General features: G+C 42.9%; 22 protein-coding genes and 3 tRNA genes. 4 read left to right on the top strand and 21 right to left on the bottom strand.

All coding sequences use genetic code 11. From position 1 onward, the window contains the following. Nucleotides 1-144 precede the first annotated feature (144 nt). The 4 genes from radC to gyrA all read right to left on the bottom strand — a co-directional run bounded on the left by radC (nt 145) and on the right by gyrA (nt 4,538). A complete protein-coding gene (gene radC, locus QM873_RS03105) occupies nt 145-828 on the bottom strand; it encodes a RadC family protein (RefSeq protein ID WP_048715930.1) in 684 nt (227 codons plus the stop codon). A 60-nt stretch (nt 829-888) separates the two neighbouring features. Then, entirely contained in the window at nt 889-1,167 is a 279-nt protein-coding gene (locus QM873_RS03100; protein WP_048715928.1) for a hypothetical protein, read from the bottom strand. 153 nt (nt 1,168-1,320) lie between these two features. Continuing rightward, nucleotides 1,321-2,067 (bottom strand): class A sortase, encoded by a 747-nt coding sequence (locus QM873_RS03095; protein WP_023023150.1) that lies wholly within the window; start codon nt 2,065-2,067, stop codon nt 1,321-1,323. Between the two features lie 8 nt (nt 2,068-2,075). Next, nucleotides 2,076-4,538, bottom strand: a complete 2,463-nt coding sequence (gyrA, locus tag QM873_RS03090; RefSeq protein ID WP_414278783.1) for a DNA gyrase subunit A — start codon at nt 4,536-4,538, stop codon at nt 2,076-2,078. A gap of 195 nt (nt 4,539-4,733) precedes the next feature. On the opposite strand from gyrA, the gene QM873_RS03085 reads away from it, so the two are divergent. Further along, a complete protein-coding gene (locus QM873_RS03085) occupies nt 4,734-5,720 on the top strand; it encodes an L-lactate dehydrogenase (RefSeq protein ID WP_048689936.1) in 987 nt (328 codons plus the stop codon). Nucleotides 5,721-5,881: 161 nt separating this feature from the next. On the opposite strand, the gene QM873_RS03080 is transcribed toward QM873_RS03085, so the two are convergent. The 10 genes from QM873_RS03080 to parE form a co-directional block, all read right to left on the bottom strand. Continuing rightward, nucleotides 5,882-5,953 (bottom strand) — tRNA-Arg (locus QM873_RS03080). A gap of 76 nt (nt 5,954-6,029) precedes the next feature. Then, on the bottom strand, nt 6,030-7,229 hold the full coding sequence (gene rpsA / locus QM873_RS03075) for a 30S ribosomal protein S1 (RefSeq protein WP_414278782.1): 1,200 nt from the start codon (nt 7,227-7,229) through the stop codon (nt 6,030-6,032). Nucleotides 7,230-7,396: 167 nt separating this feature from the next. After that, nucleotides 7,397-7,468: transfer RNA gene (locus QM873_RS03070), tRNA-Gln, on the bottom strand. A gap of 9 nt (nt 7,469-7,477) precedes the next feature. Beyond that, nucleotides 7,478-7,558, bottom strand: a tRNA-Tyr gene (locus QM873_RS03065). A 52-nt stretch (nt 7,559-7,610) separates the two neighbouring features. Then, nucleotides 7,611-7,841, bottom strand: coding sequence for a DUF2969 domain-containing protein (locus QM873_RS03060; RefSeq protein WP_048715920.1), 231 nt, complete (start codon nt 7,839-7,841; stop codon nt 7,611-7,613). A 142-nt stretch (nt 7,842-7,983) separates the two neighbouring features. Continuing rightward, the gene (locus QM873_RS03055; protein ID WP_306474599.1) at nt 7,984-9,009 is read right to left on the bottom strand and encodes a branched-chain amino acid aminotransferase; all 1,026 of its coding nucleotides are present in this window, start codon (nt 9,007-9,009) and stop codon (nt 7,984-7,986) included. A gap of 174 nt (nt 9,010-9,183) precedes the next feature. Next, the gene (gene parC, locus QM873_RS03050) at nt 9,184-11,637 is read right to left on the bottom strand and encodes a DNA topoisomerase IV subunit A (protein WP_414278781.1); all 2,454 of its coding nucleotides are present in this window, start codon (nt 11,635-11,637) and stop codon (nt 9,184-9,186) included. A 214-nt stretch (nt 11,638-11,851) separates the two neighbouring features. Beyond that, entirely contained in the window at nt 11,852-12,670 is an 819-nt protein-coding gene (locus QM873_RS03045) for an aminoglycoside 6-adenylyltransferase (RefSeq protein ID WP_195213947.1), read from the bottom strand. 126 nt (nt 12,671-12,796) lie between these two features. Further along, a complete protein-coding gene (locus QM873_RS03040; protein ID WP_195213948.1) occupies nt 12,797-13,249 on the bottom strand; it encodes a hypothetical protein in 453 nt (150 codons plus the stop codon). Nucleotides 13,250-13,261: 12 nt separating this feature from the next. Next, nucleotides 13,262-15,211 (bottom strand): DNA topoisomerase IV subunit B, encoded by a 1,950-nt coding sequence (gene parE, locus QM873_RS03035; RefSeq protein ID WP_314368709.1) that lies wholly within the window; start codon nt 15,209-15,211, stop codon nt 13,262-13,264. Between the two features lie 188 nt (nt 15,212-15,399). Here parE and plsY point away from each other — a divergent pair, with 188 nt between their 5' ends. Continuing rightward, nucleotides 15,400-16,041 carry a glycerol-3-phosphate 1-O-acyltransferase PlsY gene (gene plsY / locus QM873_RS03030; protein WP_414278780.1) on the top strand — a complete coding sequence of 214 codons (642 nt, stop codon included), beginning with the start codon at nt 15,400-15,402 and terminating at the stop codon, nt 16,039-16,041. Nucleotides 16,042-16,399: 358 nt separating this feature from the next. Here the strand turns inward: plsY and QM873_RS03025 are convergent, their stop codons facing one another. The 4 genes from QM873_RS03025 to QM873_RS03010 are packed head-to-tail and all read right to left on the bottom strand — an operon-like array spanning nt 16,400 to nt 20,207. Continuing rightward, entirely contained in the window at nt 16,400-17,683 is a 1,284-nt protein-coding gene (locus QM873_RS03025) for a glycosyltransferase (RefSeq protein ID WP_414278779.1), read from the bottom strand. Further along, nucleotides 17,643-18,299: a hypothetical protein gene (locus QM873_RS03020; RefSeq protein ID WP_118228215.1), complete on the bottom strand. Its 657-nt coding sequence runs from the start codon at nt 18,297-18,299 to the stop codon at nt 17,643-17,645. Before QM873_RS03020 ends, QM873_RS03025 begins: the two co-directional genes overlap by 41 nt. Continuing rightward, the gene (locus tag QM873_RS03015) at nt 18,292-19,434 is read right to left on the bottom strand and encodes a glycosyltransferase (RefSeq protein ID WP_414278778.1); all 1,143 of its coding nucleotides are present in this window, start codon (nt 19,432-19,434) and stop codon (nt 18,292-18,294) included. The genes QM873_RS03020 and QM873_RS03015 overlap by 8 nt, the downstream gene beginning before the upstream one ends. After that, entirely contained in the window at nt 19,431-20,207 is a 777-nt protein-coding gene (locus QM873_RS03010) for an SDR family NAD(P)-dependent oxidoreductase (RefSeq protein WP_414278833.1), read from the bottom strand. The genes QM873_RS03015 and QM873_RS03010 overlap by 4 nt, the downstream gene beginning before the upstream one ends. A 165-nt stretch (nt 20,208-20,372) precedes the next feature. Here QM873_RS03010 and QM873_RS03005 point away from each other — a divergent pair, with 165 nt between their 5' ends. After that, nucleotides 20,373-20,825 (top strand): DUF3290 family protein, encoded by a 453-nt coding sequence (locus QM873_RS03005; RefSeq protein ID WP_048689788.1) that lies wholly within the window; start codon nt 20,373-20,375, stop codon nt 20,823-20,825. After that, nucleotides 20,822-21,454 carry a DUF421 domain-containing protein gene (locus QM873_RS03000; RefSeq protein ID WP_414278777.1) on the top strand — a complete coding sequence of 211 codons (633 nt, stop codon included), beginning with the start codon at nt 20,822-20,824 and terminating at the stop codon, nt 21,452-21,454. Before QM873_RS03005 ends, QM873_RS03000 begins: the two co-directional genes overlap by 4 nt. Nucleotides 21,455-21,529: 75 nt before the next feature. On the opposite strand, the gene QM873_RS02995 is transcribed toward QM873_RS03000, so the two are convergent. The 3 genes from QM873_RS02995 to leuC all read right to left on the bottom strand — a co-directional run bounded on the left by QM873_RS02995 (nt 21,530) and on the right by leuC (nt 24,397). Further along, the gene (locus QM873_RS02995) at nt 21,530-22,315 is read right to left on the bottom strand and encodes an L-threonylcarbamoyladenylate synthase (RefSeq protein WP_006596430.1); all 786 of its coding nucleotides are present in this window, start codon (nt 22,313-22,315) and stop codon (nt 21,530-21,532) included. A gap of 97 nt (nt 22,316-22,412) precedes the next feature. Further along, nucleotides 22,413-23,003: a 3-isopropylmalate dehydratase small subunit gene (gene leuD, locus QM873_RS02990; protein ID WP_414278776.1), complete on the bottom strand. Its 591-nt coding sequence runs from the start codon at nt 23,001-23,003 to the stop codon at nt 22,413-22,415. 11 nt (nt 23,004-23,014) lie between these two features. Next, on the bottom strand, nt 23,015-24,397 hold the full coding sequence (gene leuC, locus QM873_RS02985; protein WP_414278775.1) for a 3-isopropylmalate dehydratase large subunit: 1,383 nt from the start codon (nt 24,395-24,397) through the stop codon (nt 23,015-23,017). Nucleotides 24,398-24,399: the final 2 nt, after the last annotated feature.

Here is a 24,399-nt window from a genome sequence, read left to right as displayed (position 1 = left end):
TTGGATTATTGAGCAAGACGCAGTGGTTGAGTGGGCTCTACTACGCTGATTTTATCAGCTTTTACAGCCCTACTCAACTGTGCGGAGGTGGGACGACGAAATCGAATTCTAACGAATTACCGATTTCTGTCCCACTCTCTTTTTCTATACCAATAAATCTGTTTCTTCCCGGTAACTATAATAATCATCAGTTGAGACAATCAGATGGTCCAGAAAAACAATTCCTAGACAATTGCAGGCTTCAATCATTTGTTGGGTGACACCATCATCATTCTTGCTAGGATGAATGATACCGGACGGGTGGTTGTGAACCAAGATTATGGATGTCGCCATATGCTTGATGGCATAGTGCAAGATTTCCCTCGGTTCTGCAATGCTACGATTGACTGTTCCGATAAAGATCACTTGCTGATGGATAATTTGATTTTGGGTATTCAGATACAGGGCCAATAAATGTTCCTGTTTCTCATGGCCTATTTTTTGTTGCATCATTTTTGCCAGCTTCTGACTACTCATGATTTGTTCCGTTTCAATCACTTCCGAAGTCTGTATTCGTTTCCCTAGTTCAATAGCAGCTAACAGCTCAATGGCTTTAACTTTCCCAATTCCTGGAACTTCCTGTAACTCCTGAAAACTCATACTAGCCAGTTCTTTTAAACTCTTTAGTGAGCCCAGCAGGTCCTGAGCGATCTCGTAGACTGGTTTATTTTTGTTCCCCGTCCGTAATAAGATGGACAGCAATTCTTGATGACTGAGCTTATCAGGTCCTTCTGTTAGCAAACGTTCTCTAGGTAAGAGACCTGATTCTTGAAATACAATATGATACATAAAAAACCTCCTCAATTAATAATTCGCAATTGAGGAGGAAAAAGGACGATTCTGTATAAATTAAATTGGACAAACTACTTCTCTTAAGTTTTCAAGAATTCGAGTTTCTTCATTTGAGAAGTTAATTCTATAGCACTCTTGCACTTGTTCCAATGACGCAAGAAATTGACGAATTTCGTATCGAATTAAGTGTTCTTGATCATCAGGAAGGTTTTCAATGGTTTCGAAGACCTGTTCAACTTCGTAGATCCCCTTGGTAATGAGCCCTGTTTTGGGGAAATCATTGACCAGTAAGCCATAGAAGTTTCTTAACAAAGTATAGATATCTTCTGTGCGCATTCGGTTCCTCCAAGTTTCTTTCTATCACTCTTCTATTATAAAATAGAAAGCATGCAAAAATATGTCAGTCAGGTAACATTTTATGACTATCCTCTTACAAATTGGCAGAAAATTAACAGAAAAAAAGAGGTCAAGGACCTCTTTTTTTGTTGATTATAATTGCATTTGATTATAAGATTTTGTGAAAGCTTCTAGGATATCTTTTGGTGCTTTTGAGTAATCTACTGAAGTTTCCAAAGTACCTTTTACAATCGTACGATAAGTTGCTGCGGCATCCTCACAGGTCACCAAGGTAATTTCATTTACCCCTTCTCGATCTGCAATGACATCGACCCGATCTGGCGTTACTGTCTCAACAGAATTGATGACATAGGTATAGACCTTTTCCTTATCAGTGATATAGATTTTCATTCCAGCTTTGGCATGTTCTAATGGGGAAAAGAGCATTTCATTTGCCCCAGTCAAACCAAAGACATGGTGACTAGCTAAGGAGTAATTCCTTTGCCCCATAACCTGGTCCTCTTTCATGGTACCTGCTCCATAATAAAGCCCCACATTATCTAAGCCTTTAAAAATCGGAAGGTTCATCTTCAATTCTGGAATTGCAATTCCTCCAATAACAGGTAACTTTTGTGCCTGCCATTGGGCATTGATGACAGATTCTGTAGACAGCGATTTGACTTCTTTAAAATCAAAGCTAGTCTTAGCCTCTTTATTCTTATCGATGGTCTTTTTCGATACCTTGTTGACCTGGTACTGATTGGTATGCCAAACCATGATCATGTTCCGAATCGGAGCATTAAAAATCAGAGCGATAGACAAAAGGATCAGCAAGGTAGCAAAGATATTAATCAAGCGATTGCGTAAGCTTGTTTTCTTCTTTTTTCTTCTTGAAGCCATTATTTATCCTACCCTTCACTTTCAGTTTCAGTCTCTGACTCATCTTTTTCGTCAGCTTGAACCGTTGTAAAGGTTACGATTTGAGCATCTTGATCCAGACGCATCACTTTCACACCCATGGTCGAACGTCCAGTTTGAGAAATATTGGCGACGCTGGTACGAATCATGACACCTGTATTGGTGATAATCATCAAATCCTCATCTCCTTTGACAGTCATGAGACCGGCCAGAGGACCATTCTTATCAACCACATTAGCAGTTTTAATCCCTTTACCACCACGTCCTCTTGTTGGATACTCATCAGCACGCGTGCGTTTACCGTATCCCTTTTCAGTGATGATCAATACTTCATCTTGATCTGTAATCACACTTGCACCGACCACTTGGTCGCCTGGACGAAGGTTGACACCTCGAACCCCAGTTGCCGAACGCCCCATATTCCGCACGACAGACTCATTGAAGCGGACAGAATACCCAAATTTGGTCCCGATGATCACGTCCGTATTTCCGTCTGTGAGGAAGACGTTGATCAGCTCATCCTCATCTTTAAGGTTAAGAGCTTTCAAGCCATTTTGACGAATATTAGCAAACTCAGCTACACTGGTCCGTTTTACCAAACCTGAGCGGGTTGTAAAGAAGAGATAAGCGTCTTCACTACGATCCTGAGCGACGTTAATAATGGTCTGAATGGATTCTCCGTCATCTAACTTGAGCAAGTTGACAATTGGAAGTCCCTTAGCTGTACGGCCGTATTCAGGGATTTCATAGCCTTTCAGACGGTAAACCCGTCCCTTATTGGTAAAGAAGAGCAAACGATCATGGGTGCTGGTAGAAACCAATTCACGGACAAAGTCATCATCTTTGACCCCTGTACCTTGAACACCACGTCCCCCACGTTTTTGAGCAGTAAATTCATCTTGATCCAATCGTTTGATGTAACCCTTGTTAGAGAGAGTAATCAAGACATTGCTTTCTTCAATCAAATCTTCGTCTTCTAGTGATAGAACTTCTCCTACCATCAATTCTGTCCGACGTGGATCTCCAAACTTCCGTTTGACCTCGTCCAATTCTTCCTTGATAATCGCAACTACACGCTCTGGCTTGGCTAAAATATCAGCAAGATCAGCAATCAAAGCAACGAGATCATCGTATTCGCTTTGAATCTTGTCACGTTCCAAACCAGTCAAACGACGAAGACGCATATCCAAGATAGCTTGACTTTGACGCTCAGAAAGCTTGAACTTACTCATCAATTCTGCTTGTGCTTCTGCATCTGTCTGGCTATTACGGATGATTTTAATCACTTCATCGATGTGATCAAGAGCGATTAAGAGACCTTCCAAGATATGGGCACGAGCTTCCGCCTTCTCTTTATCAAAGATGGTCCGACGAGTCACCACTTCTTTTTGGTGCTCAATATAAGATCCTAAAATCTCACGAAGAGAGAGAATCTTAGGGACACCATTTTGGATAGCCAACATGTTGAAACCAAAGTTGGTTTGCATTTGGGTCATCTTGAAGAGGTTGTTTAAGATAACATTGGCTGAGGCATCGCGACGGACTTCGATGACGAAACGAACCCCTTCCCGGTTAGACTCATCCCGAACTGCTGTAATCCCATCGATTCGTTTTTCTTGAACCAAACGAACGATATGCTCATGCACTTTGGTCTTGTTGACCATATAAGGAAATTCAGTGACGACAATGCGTTCACGGCCTGTCTTGGTCTCTTCAATTTCCGTCCGAGACCGCAAGACAATCGAGCCTTTTCCTGTTTCATAGGCCTTATGAATACCCGATTTGCCCATGACCAAGGCTCCAGTAGGGAAATCTGGTCCAGGAAGCACTTCCATCAGTTCACGCGTTGTCACATCAGGATTATCCATCATTAGCTTGACAGCATCAATAGACTCACCGAGGTTGTGTGGAGGGATATTTGTTGCCATCCCTACCGCAATCCCTGTCGCTCCATTGACTAACAAGTTAGGGAAGCGAGCTGGAAGGACGTTTGGTTCGCGTTCACTGGCATCATAGTTATCTGTGAAATCAACTGTATTCTTGTTGATATCCCGAAGCATTTCAAGAGCAATCTTGCTCATACGAGCTTCTGTATACCGTTGGGCCGCGGCTCCATCACCATCCATAGAACCAAAGTTCCCATGCCCATCTACAAGCATGTAGCGATAGCTCCACCATTGAGCCATCCGAACCATAGCCTCATAAATAGAAGAGTCCCCGTGTGGATGGTATTTACCCATAACATCCCCAGTAATACGGGCAGATTTCTTATGTGGTTTATCTGGTGTAACCCCAAGTTCATTCATTCCATAAAGGATCCGACGATGAACTGGCTTTAAACCATCTCGCACGTCAGGAAGAGCCCGAGACACGATAACACTCATAGCGTAATCGATGAAACTGGTCTTCATTTCAGATGTTAAGTTAACATCAACTAAGTTATTATCCTGCATTAAAACAATGCCTCTCTTTAATTAATTCACCATACTATTATAACACATTTAGGACTTTTTTTCTCCTTCGGAACACAAGAGTAAAAACGTTTACATCGTCCAAAATAGGCGTAAAACCGTGACAAAGAAAAGTAAAAGTGGTAGAATAAATGCGAATGGGGAAACCCAAAAAAATAGAAGGAGACGTTTAGAATAATGACATTAACTAAACAACATAAAAAAGTTATCCTTGTTGGTGACGGCGCTGTAGGTTCATCTTATGCTTTCGCACTTGTTACTCAAGGTATCGCACAAGAATTAGGTATCATCGAAATCCCTCAATTGTTTGAAAAAGCGGTTGGTGATGCTGAAGACCTTAGCCACGCACTTGCCTTCACTTCTCCTAAGAAGATTTATGCTGCTAAGTACGAAGACTGTGCGGATGCTGACCTCGTTGTCATTACTGCGGGTGCTCCTCAAAAACCAGGTGAAACTCGTCTTGACCTTGTTGGTAAAAACCTTGCCATCAACAAATCAATCGTTGAGCAAGTTGTTGCTTCAGGATTTAACGGTATCTTCCTTGTAGCTGCTAACCCAGTTGACGTCTTGACTTACTCTACTTGGAAATTCTCAGGTTTCCCTAAAGAACGTGTTATCGGTTCAGGTACTTCTCTTGACTCAGCTCGTTTCCGTCAAGCACTTGCTGAAAAAATCGGCGTTGATGCTCGTTCAGTTCACGCCTACATCATGGGTGAACACGGTGACTCTGAGTTTGCTGTTTGGTCACACGCTAACGTTGCCGGTGTAAAATTGGAACAATGGTTACAAGCTAACCGTGACTTGGATGAAGCTGACCTTGTAGATCTCTTCATCTCTGTACGTGATGCTGCTTACTCAATCATCAACAAGAAAGGGGCTACTTACTATGGTATCGCCGTTGCTCTTGCTCGTATCACTCGTGCAATCCTTGATGACGAAAATGCAGTTCTTCCACTTTCAGTCTTCCAAGAAGGACAATACGGAGTTGAGAACGTCTTTATCGGTCAACCAGCGATCGTTGGTGCTCACGGTATCGTTCGTCCAGTAAACATCCCATTGAACGACGCTGAAACACAAAAAATGCAAGCATCTGCAAAAGAATTGCAAGCAATTATCGATGAAGCATGGAAGAACCCAGAATTCCAAGCAGCTTCTAAAAACTAAACAAAACGTTAAACACCATGTCTTAGGACATGGTGTTTTCTTGATCTCATTATTATGAAATCCTAGAGAGCCCTGAGAGCCCAATCCTGCTCTTAAAAACCTTCTGCTATCTTTCTCATCCAAAAATAAAAAAAGAGAGCCTCAAGGCTCTCCTATCGACATCCACCCTGAGGGAATCGAACCCCCATCTCAAGAACCGGAATCTTACGTGATATCCATTACACTAAGGGTGGCAACTGTTATAGTATATCAAAAAATCGATCATTTTACAAGTAAAAAAAGCTTGCCTAAGCAAGCTTTTTAAGTTGATTACAATTCAATATCACCAAACAAGTCAGCCATTGAGAATCCAGTTTGAGTTTCTGGAAGTTCAAAGTCACGTTTTTCTTGTTTTGGACGACGTGGACGTTGTTGACGTTTTTCTTGTTTTTCGCCTTCTTCTTGAGCTGGACGTTCTTCAAGAGCTTTGATAGAAAGTGATACACGTTCATCAGCAGCATTTACTTCAAGAACTTTAACAGTTACTTCTTGTCCAACTTTAAGAACATCTTTTGGATTTTCAACACGTTTGTGTGAAATTTGTGAGATGTGTACAAGTCCATCGATACCTGGCAATACTTCAACGAATGCACCGAAGTCAGTCAAACGTTTAACAGTTCCTTCAATGACATCACCAGCAGCCAATTTTTGTTCTACGCCATCCCATGGTCCAGGTGTTGTAGCTTTCAATGAAAGTGATACGCGACCTTCTTCTTCGTTCAAGTCAAGGACTTTCACTTCGATTTCTTCACCAACAGTTACAACTGATTTAGGTGAAACGTTGCGTTCGTGTGACAATTCAGTCAAGTGAACCAATCCATCAACACCACCAAGGTCGATGAAAGCACCGAAGCTAGTGATACGAGCAACTTTACCAGTTACAACGTCACCAACGTTCAATTTACCGAATACTTCAGCGCGAGCTGCAGCTGATGCAGCTTCAACAACTTCACGACGAGAAAGGATGAAGCGGTTTTCTTTTGCGTCAACTTCTTTGATTTTAGCATCAAATTCTTGACCTACGAAACGTTCAGTGTTACGTACAAAACGAGTATCAAGCATTGAAGCTGGAATAAATCCACGAAGTCCTTCAAATTCTACTGAAAGTCCGCCCTTAACAGCGCGAGTTCCTTTAACAGCAACAACTTCTTCTTCACGTCCGACCAATTTGTCCCATGCTTTGCGAGCTTCCAAACGTTTTTTAGATACAAGGTAAGTTACTGTATCAGTATCTTTACCAACTACTTGACGAAGAACAAGCAATTCAAGTGTTTCACCTGGTTTAACCAAGTCATTGATGTCAGCATCACGATCGTTTGTCAATTCGCGAAGAGTCAAGACACCTTCGACACCAGTTCCAGAGATTGCAACGTTAGCTTGTGTAGCGTCAACTGTCAAAACTTCAGCAGTAACAACATCACCTGGCTCAACTTGGCTAACACTGTTTAGCAAATCTTCAAATTCATTCATCTAAAAAATCCTCCAACAATCAAGTTTTCTAAACTTGACATACTTATAATTATTTTTCCTAAGCAAGCACTCGCAACGAAATCAAAATGATCTACAACGACATCTTCATATAAAGAAATAAAATACCTGAGTAGATATTTTACCACCTTATCTGATATTACCTAGAACTGGGGTAGCTGGATTCGAACCAACGCATGAGGGAGTCAAAGTCCCTTGCCTTACCGCTTGGCTATACCCCAAAAGTGAAATGGAGAGAGAGGGATTCGAACCCCCGAACCCGAAGGAGCGGATTTACAGTCCGCCGCGTTTAGCCTCTTCGCTATCTCTCCAAGCAAATCAACAGACACAATTATACCATTGATTTCATGAAAATGCAACCCCTTATTTGTTCAAATTATAATTTTCGATGGCACTTTCCACTGCTTTTTCCAGCGATTTATAAAGACTTTCTACGGCTCCGTTTTTCACAAGAGCGAACTGAGCTCCCATATCAGCAATCTCAGCAATAGCCTTCTTCCCAATCGCTAATTGGTAGCCATCAAAGGTATCTTTTCCAACAACTACCTTGCTATCAGAAATTTGGATTTCAATTTTTTTATCTTTTTTACTCATTCTTCTACCTCATTTCAACCCCTTTATTTTACAAAAATTTTCACATGCTTGCAAGCCGAAAATGTTTCATGATTAAATTATTTTATTTTGCTAGTATTTATTCCTATGAAAAAAAGAGGGAGTCCCCCCTCTTATGATTGATTTATTCAGTTACCTTGAAGATCCATCCTTCTGGTGCTTCTATATCACCAAACTGGATGCCCGTTAATTCATCATAAAGCTTGCGGGTAATTGGTCCTACTTCTGTTTCTGAATAGAAGACATGGAAGTTATCTCCGTGTTGAACTCCACCTATTGGTGAAATAACGGCAGCAGTTCCACAAGCCCCTGCTTCGACAAATCGGTCTAGATGATCGATTGGGACATCACCTTCGATTGGTTTCAAACCAAGACGATGCTCAGCAAGATAGAGCAAGGAATACTTGGTAATAGATGGCAGAATTGATGGGCTAAGTGGAGTCACAAACTCATTATCAGCTGTGATCCCAAAGAAGTTAGCAGATCCCACTTCTTCAATCTTGGTGTGGGTCGCTGGATCCAAGTAAATCACGTCTGAGAAGTTCCGAGACTTAGCTAATTTACCAGGTAAGAGGCTAGCGGCATAGTTTCCACCGACTTTCGCTGCACCCGTCCCATGAGGAGCTGCCCGGTCATATTCGTCTTGGATTAAGAAGTTGGTTGGAACCAAGCCACCCTTGAAGTAGTTTCCAACTGGCATAGCAAAAATGGTAAAGATGTATTCTTCTGCTGGCTTTACTCCTATGATATCTCCGACTCCAATCAAAAGCGGACGAAGATAGAGTGTTCCACCTGTTCCATACGGTGGGACATATTCTTCATTGGCACGCACTACTGCTTTACAAGCTTCCACAAACATATCCGTTGGAACTTGAGGCATCAAAAGACGATCAGCAGTCCGTTGCAGGCGTTTGGCATTTTCATCTGGACGGAACAATTGAATACTGCCATCTTTTGTACGGTAGGCTTTCAGCCCCTCGAAAGCTTGCTGTCCATAGTGCAAACTTGGAGAAGATTCCGAAATATGAAGTGTAGCATCTTCGGATAGTTCTCCTTTTTCCCAAGCACCATTGCGGTAATAGGCGATGTAGCGGTAAGGTAATTTCATATAAGAAAATCCAAGATTTTCCCAATCAAGTGATACTGTCATGTCTGTTATCCTTCTTCCATTCAAGACTTGCTAAATAGCAAGAGCCACCACAAAGGATGACTTTATTCATGTACTCTATTTTACACCATTTCATGAGAATTTCAAGTGAAATTTGCAATTTTCAGAAAATTTATCGAGCAAACAAAATTAGCCATAAACTGGCTAATTTTGGTTTTATTTGATTCTAGCAGTAAAGACTTCTTGATCAGAAATTTGATCATTGACAAAGGAACCATTGCTAGTTCGTTCTGATAAGTTGAGTTGGGTAACATCCACTTCTGTCACCTGACCTGTAGTGGAGGTAATCTGAAGGATTTGATCCTGCTCTGCTACTTCTTCCTGGCTCGTGAAGAGATCAAAATCCCCTTGGTCCGTGAAGACTGGACCTGCCTTGAAGACGCGGTGTGGTTTAGACTTCAATTCACGTAAGACTTGCAATCCGCGTTTGGCCCGGCTAGTCACTGGAATATCGTCCTGGGACATCCGTTTCAGACTGCCTCTCTGGGTCAGAATGTACATGCTTGGAGTCGTCGACTTAAAGACGGCTACCACTTGATCTCCATCTTTCAGGTTAATAGCTTTGACTCCTGCTGCTTTAGCCCCAACTACTGGCACCTCTTCAATATTGAAGCGCAGACCATAGCCATTTTGGGTAATGATCATGATGTCCTCGAGGACAACTGGTGCAACCGCTACGATACGGTCCTCTTGGTCTTTCAGCTTAGCGTACTTCGTTGATTTGGAGCGGTAGGTCCGCCATGGGCTCAATTCCTTGCGTTCAAAACGCTTGATTTGGCCTTGTTGGGTAGCTGCAAAGTAGGTCACTCCTTCAAACTGATCCACAATCTCCGCAAAAAGAATCTCTTCTTCTTGCTCGAAATTGGTCAAGGTCTGACTAAGGTGCTCCCCGATGTCCTTCCACTTGGTATCTGCTAATTCATGAACAGGTCGATAAATGGCATTTCCCAAGTTGGTAAAGAGTAAGAGATGCTGGGTAGTCTTAGCAGGCTCTACGAAAATCAATTCATCGTCGTCCCGCTTACCGACTTCTTCCACTGTAGATGCATTGAAAGAACGAGGAGAGGTCCGTTTGATATAACCAGCACGGGTCACGCTAACGAAGGTTTCTTCTTCGACAATGAGGCTGGCTGTATCAATCTCAATTGTTTTAGCAGTGTCTTGTAGCTCACTACGACGCGGATTGCCAAAGAGCTTCTTAACTTCACGCAATTCCTTCTTCATGAGATTGAACATAGTCCGTTCATCCCCTATGATAGCAGCCAAGGTCGCGATTTGCTCCTTGAGGTTAGCATGCTCTTCTTCCAAGGTGACGATATCTGTATTGGTCAAACGGTACAATTGCAAGGTGACAATGGCTTCTGCTTGCTCTTCTGTGAAATCATAGCTAATCTTAAGGTTTTCCTTAGCATCTGCCTTGTTATCAGAAGCACGGATTAAGGCGATGACTTCATCAAGGATGGAAATGACGCGGATCAATCCCTCTACAATGTGGAGGCGTCGTTCGGCTTTTTCCTTGTCAAAGCGAGAGCGAGCGACAATGATATCTCGACGGTGAGCAATGTAGCTTGATAAAATCGGTACAATCCCCACTTGACGAGGGGTATAGTTGTCAATTGCCACCATATTGAAGTTGTAGTTGACCTGTAAATCTGTGTACTTGAACAAGTAGTTCAAGATTAGATCTGCATTGGCATCTTTCTTCAACTCAATGGCAATGCGAAGACCATCCCGGTCAGACTCATCCCGAACTTCAGCAATACCGGCCACCTTGTTATTGACACGAACATCGTCGATCTTCTTGACCAAGACAGCCTTGTTGATCTCATAAGGAATCTCAGTGACGACGATTTGCTGCTTGCCACCTTTGAGTTGCTCGATCTCTGTCTTAGAGCGGACAACCACCCGTCCCTTACCTGTTTCATAGGCTTTCTTGATCTCATCACGACCTTGGATAATAGCACCAGTCGGGAAATCAGGTCCAGGTAGAAACTCCATGAGTTTGTCTACCTTAGCAGAAGGATGGTCGATCATGTAGACCACCGCATCGATGACTTCAGCAAGGTTATGGGGCGGAATATCTGTCGCATAACCAGCAGAAATACCCGTAGCTCCATTGACCAAGAGGTTTGGAAAGGCTGCAGGCAAAACAGTTGGCTCTTTTTCTGTATCGTCAAAGTTCCAGGCAAATGGCACTGTGTTCTTTTCGATATCTTGAAGGAGATAACCAGCAATTTCAGACAGACGGGCTTCCGTATAACGCATGGCAGCCGGTGGATCACCGTCCATAGAACCATTGTTACCGTGCATCTCAACAAGAATCTCACGATTCTTCCAGTCTTGAGACATGCGGACCATGGCATCATAGATCGAACTATCCCCGTGAGGGTGGAAATTCCCCATGATATTTCCGACAGACTTGGCCGACTTGCGGTAGCCCTTGTCATGGGTATTGCTGTCCTTATTCATAGAATAAAGAATCCGCCGTTGAACAGGTTTCAAGCCATCCCGAATATCAGGAAGGGCCCGTTCTTGAATAATGTATTTGGAGTAGCGACCAAAGCGCTCTCCCATGATGTCCTCTAAGGACATATTTTGGATATTACTCATATAGGATACAAAGCCCGTAAAATACAAAGTGAAAATAGGAAATTCTTGCAGTGAGCGATGCTCACAAGAGAATTTATATTTTTCACACAGTATTTAGGGCGTGTTCAACTCCTTTCAAAGAATGTTGAATAGATTTTTAGAAAAAGGAATTCAGTCACTTCAAGTAACCAAAGACTTCTTTCTGTAGTTTAAGATGTTTAAAATAGTTGATTAATCAATGATTTGACAGTTTTTCTTCAGCATAAGCCATCATTTTCTCAGCCTCTTCCTGATTATAGGCAACTCCCATCTTTTGGGCTAGGATTGGCGCTTCTCTATGAAAGAAATTCATGGTAGCAAATAAGGATTGACTGATCTTCTCTAAACTAGATAGATCTAGCAAAGCTGAGAACTCCTTCTCCTTCTCAGTTGGCAAATAGTGAAAGAGGTACTTGTAGCTCTTACCGATATCGACGGTTCCCCTATCGCTTGCTACCTTCCAAGCCAAGACCTTGAGGAGTTCTTGCTGGCAAATGCCATAGAGATGATCGGTCGCATAGATGAGTTGATTTCTTCGAATGGCCTTTACGACATAAGCCGATACCCACCAAAATTCATTGCAGGAGGCTGCAAATTCTTCTTCGGTAGGCGGATAAGTCCAGTAGCGATTGGAATTGGGCTGATAGGCTTCAAACAAACCTTTGTCGTCTTTTAAGACTTTGAAACCAGCCTCACTATCCACCCACTCTTGGATATACTCCTTGGAGCAGAGGGTTAAATCGATGCGATTGCCATCTTCAAAAAGCATGAGATACAGACGACGGTGTCCAAGGAGATTGTGCTGTTCAATCAGACGCATTCCAAACTGGTCTAGCCAAGATAAATCAGATAACAAGTCGTTCAGATTCTCAACAATATAGACTACATCATAATCTTGAAACTCATCTCTTAGAGAGTGGATATCGGCCCGCGAGCCGGATAAGGCTACTGCTTCCACTCGCAGGGATTCACTTATTTGCAAAATCAGATTCATCATTTCTGTATCAGTTCTCATCTTTTACTCCTTCATCACTTAAAGGTGTTGGATATTTTTTAACAGGTTAGAGCAGTAAACTATTGATCACTTCTGAACTTTCTATACAATCAACGACAAGATATTATTAAGGAAGCGTCCCGTAGCCTACTGATCTTTGTCGAAATAATAGAGATAAAGAGGTGGTAGATAGGAAACCAGAATCATCAGAATAATGACTACAAACATGAACTGATGGAGCTGAAATAGCATTACCACATACAAGCCCAGAAGAGGAACTATAAGATAGGATAGGAAAATCAAAAGTCCCTTCCGCAGATTTTTCTTATAAACAAAGCACAGACGAATCAGTGTGTAGACTAAGGCTCCTATTATCAAGGGAAAGCCATATAAAATCATGAGAATAAACGCCTCTAAAGAACCATATTCTGGGTCACTAAAATTAGATTCTAGTACCTTTAGCATGCAGAGAGTAAAGACTACCGGCGCATACAAGCCTAACAGTCTAATTCTTCGGCGATTCATGTAAAATGCAAGAAACGCAGAAGGTAAAGAGACTAAGAAAATATAACCAAAATAAGCCAAATCAACCTTATCCATCACTCGCACTCCTTAAAACGCGGTCGTTTCTTCCAAGGTAAATTTAACGTTATCTTCAATCCATTGGCGGCGCGGAGCAGCCTTATCGCCCATTAGGACGGAGACACGGCGTTCTGCACGCGCCAAGTCATCAATGGTGACACGGATCAAGGTGCGGGTTTCTGGGTTCATGGTGGTTTCCCAAAGTTGGTCCGCATTCATCTCCCCCAACCCTTTGTACCGTTGAAGGGTTGCTCCACGGCCAAAAGTTCGGCGTAGGTCTTCCAATTCATTGTCTGTCCAGGCATAAGCCACTTCTTCTTTCTTGCCTTTCCCTTTAGACATCTTGTAAAGAGGAGGCATAGCGATATAGACACGTCCTGCTTCGACCAAGGGACGCATATAGCGATAGAAGAAAGTTAGGAGAAGGGTCTGAATATGGGCACCATCCGTATCCGCATCGGTCATGATGATAATCTTGTCATAGTTGGCATCTTCGATCGTAAAGTCAGCCCCAACTCCAGCACCGATGGTATAGATCATGGTGTTGATTTCCTCGTTTTTGAGGATATCGCTCATATTGGCCTTTTCGGTATTAAGAACCTTCCCTCGAAGCGGAAGGATGGCCTGAAACTTGCGGTCCCGACCTTGCTTAGCCGATCCACCGGCTGAGTCTCCTTCGACTAGATAGAGTTCGTTCTTGGCAGGATTCTTGGACTGGGCTGGCGTCAATTTACCAGATAAGAGTCCCTTGTCCTTCTTGTTCTTCTTGCCATTTCGACTCTCATCCCGCGCCTTCCGAGCGGCTTCACGCGCATCCCGGGCCTTAATGGCCTTGCGGATCAGATTGGAAGCCAACTCCCCATTTTCCATGAGGAAGAAGGTCAACTTGTCAGCGACAATCCCGTCAACAACGGGTCGAGCAAGTGGACTTCCTAGTTTGTCCTTGGTCTGCCCTTCAAACTGCAAATGAGCTTCTGGCACCAAGATCGAAAGAACAGCGGAAAGACCTTCCCGGTAGTCGGATCCTTCCAGATTCTTGTCTTTTTCTTTGAGAAGTCCTGTCTTTCTTGCATAGTCGTTCATGGCCTTGGTAATAGCTGTCTTCAGTCCTGTCTCGTGGGTTCCCCCATCTTTAGTGCGGACATTATTAACGAAGGACAAGATGTTGTCAGAGTAGCCATCATTGTATTGGAGAGCAACTTCTACTTGGAAGCCTTCTGATTCCCCATTAAAGTAGAGAACGGGCGTCAAGGTTTCCTTATCTTCGTTCAAGTACTCAACGAAATCCTGAACACCATTCTCGTAATGGAAGGCGACGTAGTTGTCTTCTTCCTTACGAAGGTCTGTCAGCGTCAGTGTCACGTCCTTAAGCAAGAAGGCTGATTCTTTGATCCGCTCAGCAATGGTATTAAACTTGAAATCAGTTGTTGAGAAGATGGTTGGATCCGGCATGAAGGTGACCTTGGTTCCTGTCTTAGACTTGGGAGCCGACCCAATCTTCTCAAGAGTAGTAACAGGCTTCCCACCATTTTCAAAACGTTGCTTGTAGACAGCTCCATCACGAGTAATTTCTACCTCTAACCAGCTAGAAAGGGCGTTCACGACCGAAGATCCCACCCCGTGGAGACCACCAGAAGTCTTATAACCACCTTGACCAAACTTTCCTCCAGCATGGAGGACGGTAAAGATGACTTCAACGGTTGGTTTGCCCATAGCATGCATCCCGGTCGGCATTCCCCGACCTTGGTCTGCTACAGATAGGGACCCGTCTTTGTTGATGGTAACGTCAATTTGAGAACCAAAACCAGATAAGGCTTCATCGACCGCATTGTCGACAATTTCCCAGACCAAATGGTGAAGTCCATTTCCATCTGTCGATCCGATATACATCCCTGGACGTTTACGGACCGCATCCAACCCTTCTAGTACCTGAATGGCATCGTCATTGTAATTATTAATGTTGATTTCCTTTTTAGACACAAGGAACCTCCTGTTTGTTCATCTTTTCTATATTACAGTTTTTTAGGAAATTTTGCAAAATTTTTCTTTCTTCTCCCCCTTTAACTTGGCTATTTAAGTGCGATTGATTCAAACCAACTATCCGATGTGACAAATCAGCTAGATATTTTCTTTTTCATTCAAAGCATTTTTGATATAATGAAACTATGATGAAAACAATTCTTTTACTCGTATTAGCATACTTATTAGGTTCTATCCCTTCTGGTTTGTGGATAGGAAAAGCCTTCTTTAACATTAATCTACGTGAACACGGTTCTGGAAATACAGGGACTACCAATACCTTCCGAATCCTAGGGACGAAGGCTGGTCTGGTTGTCTTTGCGGTTGATTTCCTCAAAGGAACCTTGGCTGTTTTATTGCCGACTATTTTTGGGGTTACAGGGATTTCTCCAATGGTCTTTGGACTTCTCGCCGTCCTTGGCCACACCTTCCCTATTTTTGCCAACTTTAAAGGAGGCAAGGCAGTCGCAACCAGTGCTGGGGTTCTCATTGGATTCTCTCCCGTTTTCCTCATCCTCTTAGCCATCTATTTCTTTGCTAGTCTCTATTTAACCAGCATGATTTCTTTTTCAAGTGTAACGGTTGCGATTTTGGCTAGTTTAGGAGTACTCATCCTCCCATTGACTGGCTGGATCTTTCCAAGCTATGACCTTATTTTCACTCTTATTGTCCTCGCTTTGGCGACCTTGATCATCATCCGCCACAAGGACAATATCAAGCGCATCCTCAACAAGAATGAAAATATTATCTATTGGGGAAAAAACATCACCCATCAAAAACAAAAAGACTAGAGTCTAAACTCTAGTTTGAGAGCGTAAATAATCTGTTTTTCCTTACAAATCAAATAAATTCTATAAAAATAAAAAAATTCATTCGTTAGAATTATTCAATCATCTACTGAAACTTTCCGCCGTGAGAAAAGTGCTAGAAACAAAATTGTTTCTAGCACTCGGGAGTTTTGGAACCTAGGGTCCAAAACTAAGTCATGGAACTTCTTCGAAGTTCGCTGACGTCCGTACTCACCTAAGGAAAGTTTTTTAGATGACTTTGTCTACAATCTGAGACTAGAGTCTAAACTCTAGTTTTTTTATGTTTAAAAATAGAAGGGCTTTGGAAGAAAGCAAACAGGAGTCTCCCCCTCCACTTCTTCTATAACCTCACTTTCAAGAGTTTCTCTATTTCTTGATAAAGAATCTTTGTTGGCTGGTAGGCTTTGCTTTGTTGAGCAAGGATCTTTAGGTGCGACCAATCTTCCCGAGAAACCAATTCATTAAATAAGCGCAAAACTTCGGAATCTGTCTTTTTACGAGAGACCAATCCTATTTGGAATAACTCAGCCCGAACCGCATTGTCAAACTGGTCATAGTCCTGGGGCAATATCAGACTTGGAATCCCATGATCAATACAACCCATCAAGATCCCCGCACCTGCATGATGAATGGCAAAATCCATCTGTTCCAAAACATCTGAATATGGAAGATAATCAAAGATCAAAAGATTCTCCGACAACATCTTGGGTGGATTCTCCAAACCATTAGGGTCGCCTAAGGTTACGTAAAAGACATAGTCAGGATGTTCTTGGCTCAAAAGCTTTGCAAACTCTATCATCCGCTCTTTTTCCCATTTTAAATGAGTCCCGCAAGTGACGAAAACTCGCATTTTAGAGGTCGTAAGATACTGCTTCTGTTCTTGGGGAAGTCGGTCAAAAGATAGACAGCGATAACCAACCCATTTGAGCTGGGGTGGAAAATCGTCTCGAAACTCCAACTCTTTCATGCCTAGAGCTAAGATTGAGTAGGGAGAGTAAACTGCTTCTGTTCCATCTTCACGGTACAATTTGAAGTCCGCTAGGGTAACGAGATTCTTCTTAACCAGCGCAAGTCCAACTTTCTTTGCCAGACGAATGACCTGCCTGCCCATTGCATCTCTCCACTTGTAGAATATTCCCTGGTGTGGTCTCCAGCCACCTAGATAAGCAGGGGTAGTCGTGCGACTCTCAATCGCCACTGGACTTGGAATGGTCGTAATCCAGGGGATTTCCAAACGATCTGCTAACATACCAGCAGGAGCTGCTACAAAATCTGCAATAACCAAGTCAGGTTTTCCCTCAGAGTTCCAAATTCGATTTATTTCGTCGAAAACTTCAGGGAGCAGTCTGCTATTGGCTATTAATTGTTGGTACATGATAAATAGATTTGCTTGCTTTGGTGTATTCGCTATATCTTCCATCACTGTCGGACGATCAGGAAACAAGGCAAGGCAGTCAAAACCAATCTGCTCAACCAATGTCTTTTTCTGAAAACCTGTAATGACACGGATCTGAAAACGCGGATCCTCTAGCAAGGGCTTCACCAGAGTCAAGGTTGGAAATAAATGGCCACTAAAGGGAACGCTAATCACATCGATTTTTATCACTTTGTCTAATCCAGTCATAGATGATTCCTTTCACATCTTTTCTGTATTCATAGCTATAATGATCCGTATCCACTTGAATATCCGCTGAGTGGCGATCAAGAATACGTGAATAAGGATCTTTCTTTCCTTTGATGACTAGCAGTTCTATATCCTTTTGACTTAAGAGAAGCTGGGATACAGGTCCAAGCGCTATCACGCGCAATCTTGGAAGGGTGACCTGATTGCCTAAACTTCTGAGCCACTGGGTCAGCATATTGACCCCTGAACTCTTACAAACAAGAACTACTTCCTGCGCTTCCAACAAGGGAGACAAGTGCTCCTGTAACAACTTTAGGAAACGCGGGTTCAATATCGTATGCCAATAGTAGATGATATTGGACGTAGCAGCCGACAAGAGGGATACCTGAGGAAACTCTATGTGTTCAAAATCTTGATTGAAGGGGAAATTACTGGCTACTACTGAATAGCCAGATGGACAAATAGCATGGAGGAGATCTAGTTGTCCAGCTGTCAGCCCAGCACAAGTGATATCACTGCTCCCACTAAGAAAGAGGACCAAGCGATCAGAGTCTAGCATGGTCTGATCAAGAGACAAAGCAGACAAACGGTCTAGATAGGACTTCATCTTACTCATAACGAATCCTTCCATCTGTCACACGAATCTTCCGCCCCCGCCAATTAATCACAGGAGGAGTCACTAGAACATAGACAAAGAGCCAAGGAAGCAGGAAATCACTCAGCACTTCGTAGGCGACTTCATCCAAGTGTAGGCGATTGGATAGAATGCTTTGTCGATAGAGGAGCATCCATACTGCCTTGAATAGTAGTAAACTCAAGCCTAGAAGAAGATAAGGCCAACCTAAAAACAGACTTAGGATGAAGCCTGGAAAAGGCAGAAAACTCGGTAAGCCAATGAGGCAAAAGACCTTCCAATCCAGGTGTTCTTTGAGATAGATAGAGCTAAAGAGAAGCCACCGCTTCATCTGGAGCAGGTATTGTTTGACGTCCTTGATAGTGGTTCGAACATTACAGGTAACCCGCGTTTGGACAATGGATACTCCTTTACTCCTTAAAAAATCGGCCACAGCTAAATCATCACATAGATAGTCCTTAATCGCTGTGAAGAGCCCCTGATCTTTTGCAAGTTCTACCGGTAGGATATAAAACATCCCGTTGATGGAGTGGTTTGCCTCAACTTCTGCCATGGTAAAATAGGTAATAAAAGAATTGCCATTAACGAATGCTGCAACCAGCTTGGACCAGAAATTACTTCTTTCTTGGTTATAGGGAATACCTGTCAGAATGACCTCTTGACCTAGATAGGTGGTCAGCTCCCCCATTTTAGAAAAATCAATCACACTATCATCGTCCAAAACAATCAGATAAGATCGGGTCAGCTCCTCTACAACCTGCTCAATCTTGTAACTCTTGGGATTAATCCCTTGAGGGACGTCTTCAATGAGAAAGACTCGAATGCGTTGGGCAAAGGAAGCCTCTTGGCAAATCTGATCTGCTACTCGCTGGGCTTCTGTATCAGACTGGTCGATCAACCAGTAGAATTCCACTGCTTCTGTTTGCTGGAGATTGGCCAGCAAATCATTCGCTAAACGAGGATCCCCAGAGAGGATGGGTTGGACCACTGTAAAAAGCTCTTCTGGGAAGTCTGCAATATGAGACTGGCCTTTTTTATAATAAATGAAGGACAGTAACCAACGGATGAGAAATAAGAGAAGATAAGCAACGCCTAAAAATATAAATAAAAATTTCATCTAGTAAGTCCCTTTCGTAAATACCGTGCAAGGAGACGAATGATCCATCTTTGGGGAAGCAGACGACCTAGCAAAACGAGCAAGCGATAGCGAAGGCCGATAACAGCATAGGAAGTATCTCTTTCTATGAATCGAATCAACTGCTGAGCGACTTTCTCAGGCTTCATCTGCAAGCGACCGCCACCCAATGCTTCTACTAGTTTGGGAGGAAGAATAGCTGTTTGGACTGGTCCAAGAATATAGAGACCTAGCTGAATCGGTGAATCTGATTGCTTCAGTTCCTCCTGGAGAGCAAGAGTGTAGGTCTGCAAGGCAGCCTTACTGGCACTGTAGGCTGCTAAATAGGGATGAGGAAAAAGAGCAGCCAGAGATGACAGCTGGACCAAGTGGATCTTCTGATTCTTCTTCACCACCTGCTTGATTAGTTGGACTGGAGCATGGTAGTTGACTTGCCAGAGGTCTTGCTCACTAGCTGATTCAAGGTCACATCCTATGGAAAAATAGGCTAGTCCCGCACAATTGACAAGAAGATCTGCATCTAGGTTCTCTACAAAAGCTTCTAGGGCTACTTGATCTAGCATATCTAACGTTAGGATTGACAGTTGCGCCTTGCTCCCAGTTAGTTCCTCTTGGACTTGGGAGAGTTTGTCTGGATCACGTCCTACTAAGACCAGATAATCCAGACTTCTTGCCAATTCTTTCGCTAGCTGACGGCCAATCCCCCCTGTAGCCCCTAAAATGATCGCTTTTTTCATTGTATCTTCCATCTTCATAGCACTAGTGTACCAAATTTCGATTAGATAGAAAACTCCTACTGCCATTCTCCAACCTTTAAGGTACAATCCAAACCTTAAAAAAATAGAATTTTCATTTTAAATTATTGAAGTATGGATTGAAATGGTTTATAATATCTTGAATTAACAAAAGAGAGGGTTTTTATGAAATTCTATTCCTACGACTATGTACTTAGTCAGATTAGCCAGCAAAATTGGGTTATGGTGATTATGTCCATTCTCTTAGTGTTGGTAACTGCTTTTTTTGTCTTTAAGGCATATAAGGATAAACGTGGAAGTAAGTTCCGTGAATTGTCTATTATTTCTGTCTTAATCTTAGTAGCCGTTGTTTTGATTGGCATTTCAAATTTTCAAAACAATCAGTCTAATGACAATCAATTCCGCTCTTCCCTACACTTTATCGAAGTTGTTTCAAAAGAATTAGGTGTAGATAAAGAAGATGTCTATGTCAATACTTCGGATACGACCGACGGAGCTATTATCAAGGTAGACAAGCAATTCTATCGTGCGATTAGCGGAACAGACCCAGATAGCTATTTACTTGAAAAAATGGACTTATATAAAACAGATGTAGAACTGGTGGAGGTTGAAAAATGATAAGCTTTTTTGCTACAATTGCAATTAAATTGGCCTTGGGGCTTCTTTCTCTTGTTTTTGTTATTAACGTAACAGGAAAAGGAAATTTAGCTCCAAGTTCTGCAGTAGACCAAATACAGAACTTTGTTCTCGGGGGTATTATCGGCGGGGTCATCTACAATAGCTCGATTACCATCCTTCAATATATCGTCATCCTCATCATCTGGACGATTTTGATTCTGTCACTCAAATGGCTTAATACCAATGTTTACTTCATCAAACATCTGATTGATGGAAAACCAACTATTATCATAAAAAACGGAAAATTAGATCCAGAAGCTTGTCGCTCAAAAGGCCTTTCTGCTTCTGACGTCGCTCTTAAGTTGCGCTCTCAAGGGGTCTTCCAATTGAAAGAAGTCAAAAGAGCCGTCATCGAACAAAATGGCCAACTCATAATCGTTCGAATGGGAGATGAAAATCCCAAATACCCAATCATTACAGATGGTGTAGTCCAAGTAGAAATCTTAGAGACCATCGGTAAAACTGAAGAATGGCTTATGGCCGAACTGAATAAAAAAGGATTTGAAAATGTCGATGACATCTTTATCGCTGAGTACGACAAGGGTGAGATTAATGTCGTGACTTATTAAAGTTGGAAATCAGCTATTCGATAAAATAGACAAGTAAAAGGTCGTTACGAACTGTAACGACCTTTTTTCTATCTTTTAATAGTACTCCCCTTGGCGGTAGTTCCAAGAGTTGAAATGATCAGATAAGTGCATCATGATCTTGTCGATATCCAATCCCTTACGGATCACGACTGGGCAAGTATTGACAGAACGGCTACCTGCTCCTTGTTCTGGGATGAGTTTTCCTTCTGCATCCACCATTGAGACCATCACCCCTTGTTCATAGCGAGTTTCAATAGTCTTGTCTGGTTGGATAGAGGCTACATAATCGTCAGCTTCGATGACCAAGTCTACGGCACCTTCAATGCGCTCACCGATTCCTTCAACCTTACCACGGTTTCCTTTACCTGAAGGGTTGGCTGAAGAGGCGTAAACCATCTTGCCTTCTTTTTCCCACATTTCTTTGGCGATTTGCTCACCAGCTTTACCAAATTTAATGACAAAACAGCTGGTTCCACGAACGTCTGTCATGAGTTCTTCGCGTCCATCTCCGAAGGCTTGTAATTTTGCATAAGCATCTTCACGCCATGGAAGGATACAACCAAGCAAGATATCTTCATCCCAATGTTTTTGGTAGAAGGCTTCGATTTCAGGATTCAATTGAGCAAGGGCACGAAGTTCATCCATACTTCCGCAAAGAACGACACCTGGTTTGTTGCGGTTACGTTCTTTGGCTTCAAACTTCCGTTCCAAGCCAGCTTTGTCGCTAGTCATGATGATATAGCCGACTTTGGTAGGGCAGACGATACAGCCACCCTCTCCTTTAAGAATGTCAAATCCTTCTTGTGAAAGTGTTCCGTCCCATTGAATGTGTTTTGTCATAAATTTCGTCCTCTTCTATTTCTTTTTTTCTATTCTATCAAAATTCCCAAAAAGCTTCAATATATTTTCTGAAAATTCTTAATTAACTATACAATTTTTATTGCCAATAGGCGGGCCGATTCTTCTCATAAGCAGCAATCAAGTCCTCATATTGGAGGGTAATCCCAATATCATCTAGACCGTTGAGTAATTTATGCTTCCAATCCCCATCGATCTCAAAGCTAAATTCTCCAACAGGCGAGATGATCTTCTGCTCTTCCAAATCCACCGTTACCTCATCTGTCGGCTTCAAGCTTGCCAGCTTTTGACGAACCTCTAAAGGCTGGACTATTGGTAGCATCCCATTATTGAGTTCATTATTGTAATGGATATCTCCAAAAGAGCCGGCGATAACGACTTTAAAGCCATAATCAGCTAAAGCCCAGGCTGCGTGCTCCCGAGAAGAACCAGCCCCAAAATTGTCGCCAGTAATCAAAATGGTGGCCTGACGATATTCTGGTTTGTTAAAGATAAATTCAGGATCCTCGGTGTATTGATCATCCAAGTAGCGCCAAGCGTACATGAGGTACTTGCCAAAGCCTTTTTTATCAATCAGCTTTAAAAATTGCTTGGGGAGGATTTGGTCGGTATCGATATTATCGTTCATCAAAGGAACCGTAGTTCCCGTATAAATGGTAAATTTCTCCATGATTCCTCCTTTTACTCAACTTCTGGCATTTGGCGCACATCGACAAAGCGACCGGCGATCGCTGCTGCAGCGGCCATTGCTGGGCTACAGAGATGGGTCTTGGCCCCAAATCCTTGGCGGTCTTCAAAGTTTCGGTTGCTAGTAGAGGCACAGTGGACTCCATCCGGTACCTTGTCTGGATTCATCCCGAGACACATCGAGCAGCCTGGATCACGCCATTCAAAGCCAGCATCCAGAAAGATCTTATCCAAACCCATTTTTTCCGCTGCTCGTTTGACAGGACGGGAACCTGGAACTACGATGGCGGTTAAATTAGGGGCAATTTTCTTCCCTTCTACGAAACGGGCAGCCAGCTGCAAATCGCTGAGTCTGGCATTGGTACAAGATCCGATAAAGATATAGCCCAACTCGATGTCTGAAGCCTTTTGACCTGGTTGGAGATCCATGTAGGCATAGGCCCGTTCATCATTCATATCCCGAATTTCTGGAAAGGCTGTTTCCACGTCGACTCCCATAGAAGGGTTGGTCCCCCAGGTCACCATAGGTGCTAACTGGGATACATCGATAGTGATGACTCTATCATATGTCGCATTGTCGTCACTGACCAGGGACTGCCAATCGGCTACTGCAGCTTCAAAATCTTTCGGTACACATTCACGCCCACGGAGATAGTCAAAAGTCGTCTCATCTGGATTCATAATCCCCATCTTAGAGCCGAACTCAATGGACATATTGCAGATGGTCATCCGCTCTTCCATGGTGAGGCTATCGATTGCTTCCCCTCTATACTCGACCACATGGCCAACCCCACAGGCTACGCCATAACGAGCAATCAAGGCCAAAATATAGTCCTTGGCATAAATCCCCTTCTGAGGCTTTCCAGTAAACTCGACCAAGAGCTTCTTCGGTTTGACCTGCCAGATGGTCTGAGTCGCAAAGACATGCTCCACCTCACTGGTCCCAATCCCAAAGGCAATGGCACCGAAAGCTCCATGGGTCGCCGTATGGCTGTCTCCACAGACAATAAACTTTCCAGGCTGGGTACGTCCTGTTTCAGGACCAACCATATGGACAATTCCCTGTTTTTCTGAACCATGACCTGCATGATCGATCCCAAAGTCCTTGACATTTTCAGCTAATTTATCAATCTGAGCCTTGGAAATCACATCCCGGATATCATAAATGTTAACAGTCGGGACATTGTGATCAAAGGTTCCAAAGGTTAAATCTGGTCTCCGAACCCTTCTACCAGTGTCTCTAAGCCCTTGAAAAGCCTGGGGACTGGTCACTTCGTGGATATAGTGTTGGTCCACATACATGAGTTGGGGCTGGCCTTCCTCACCGGTCACTACATGCCGTTCCCAGATTTTATCAAAAATTGATTTTCCTGCCATCC

This window comes from Streptococcus australis, from assembly GCF_047463015.1.
GTDB classification, from domain to species: domain Bacteria; phylum Bacillota; class Bacilli; order Lactobacillales; family Streptococcaceae; genus Streptococcus; species Streptococcus australis_F.
Note: the sequence above shows the minus strand (reverse complement) of the source record. Positions and strands in the feature narration are given on the sequence as shown.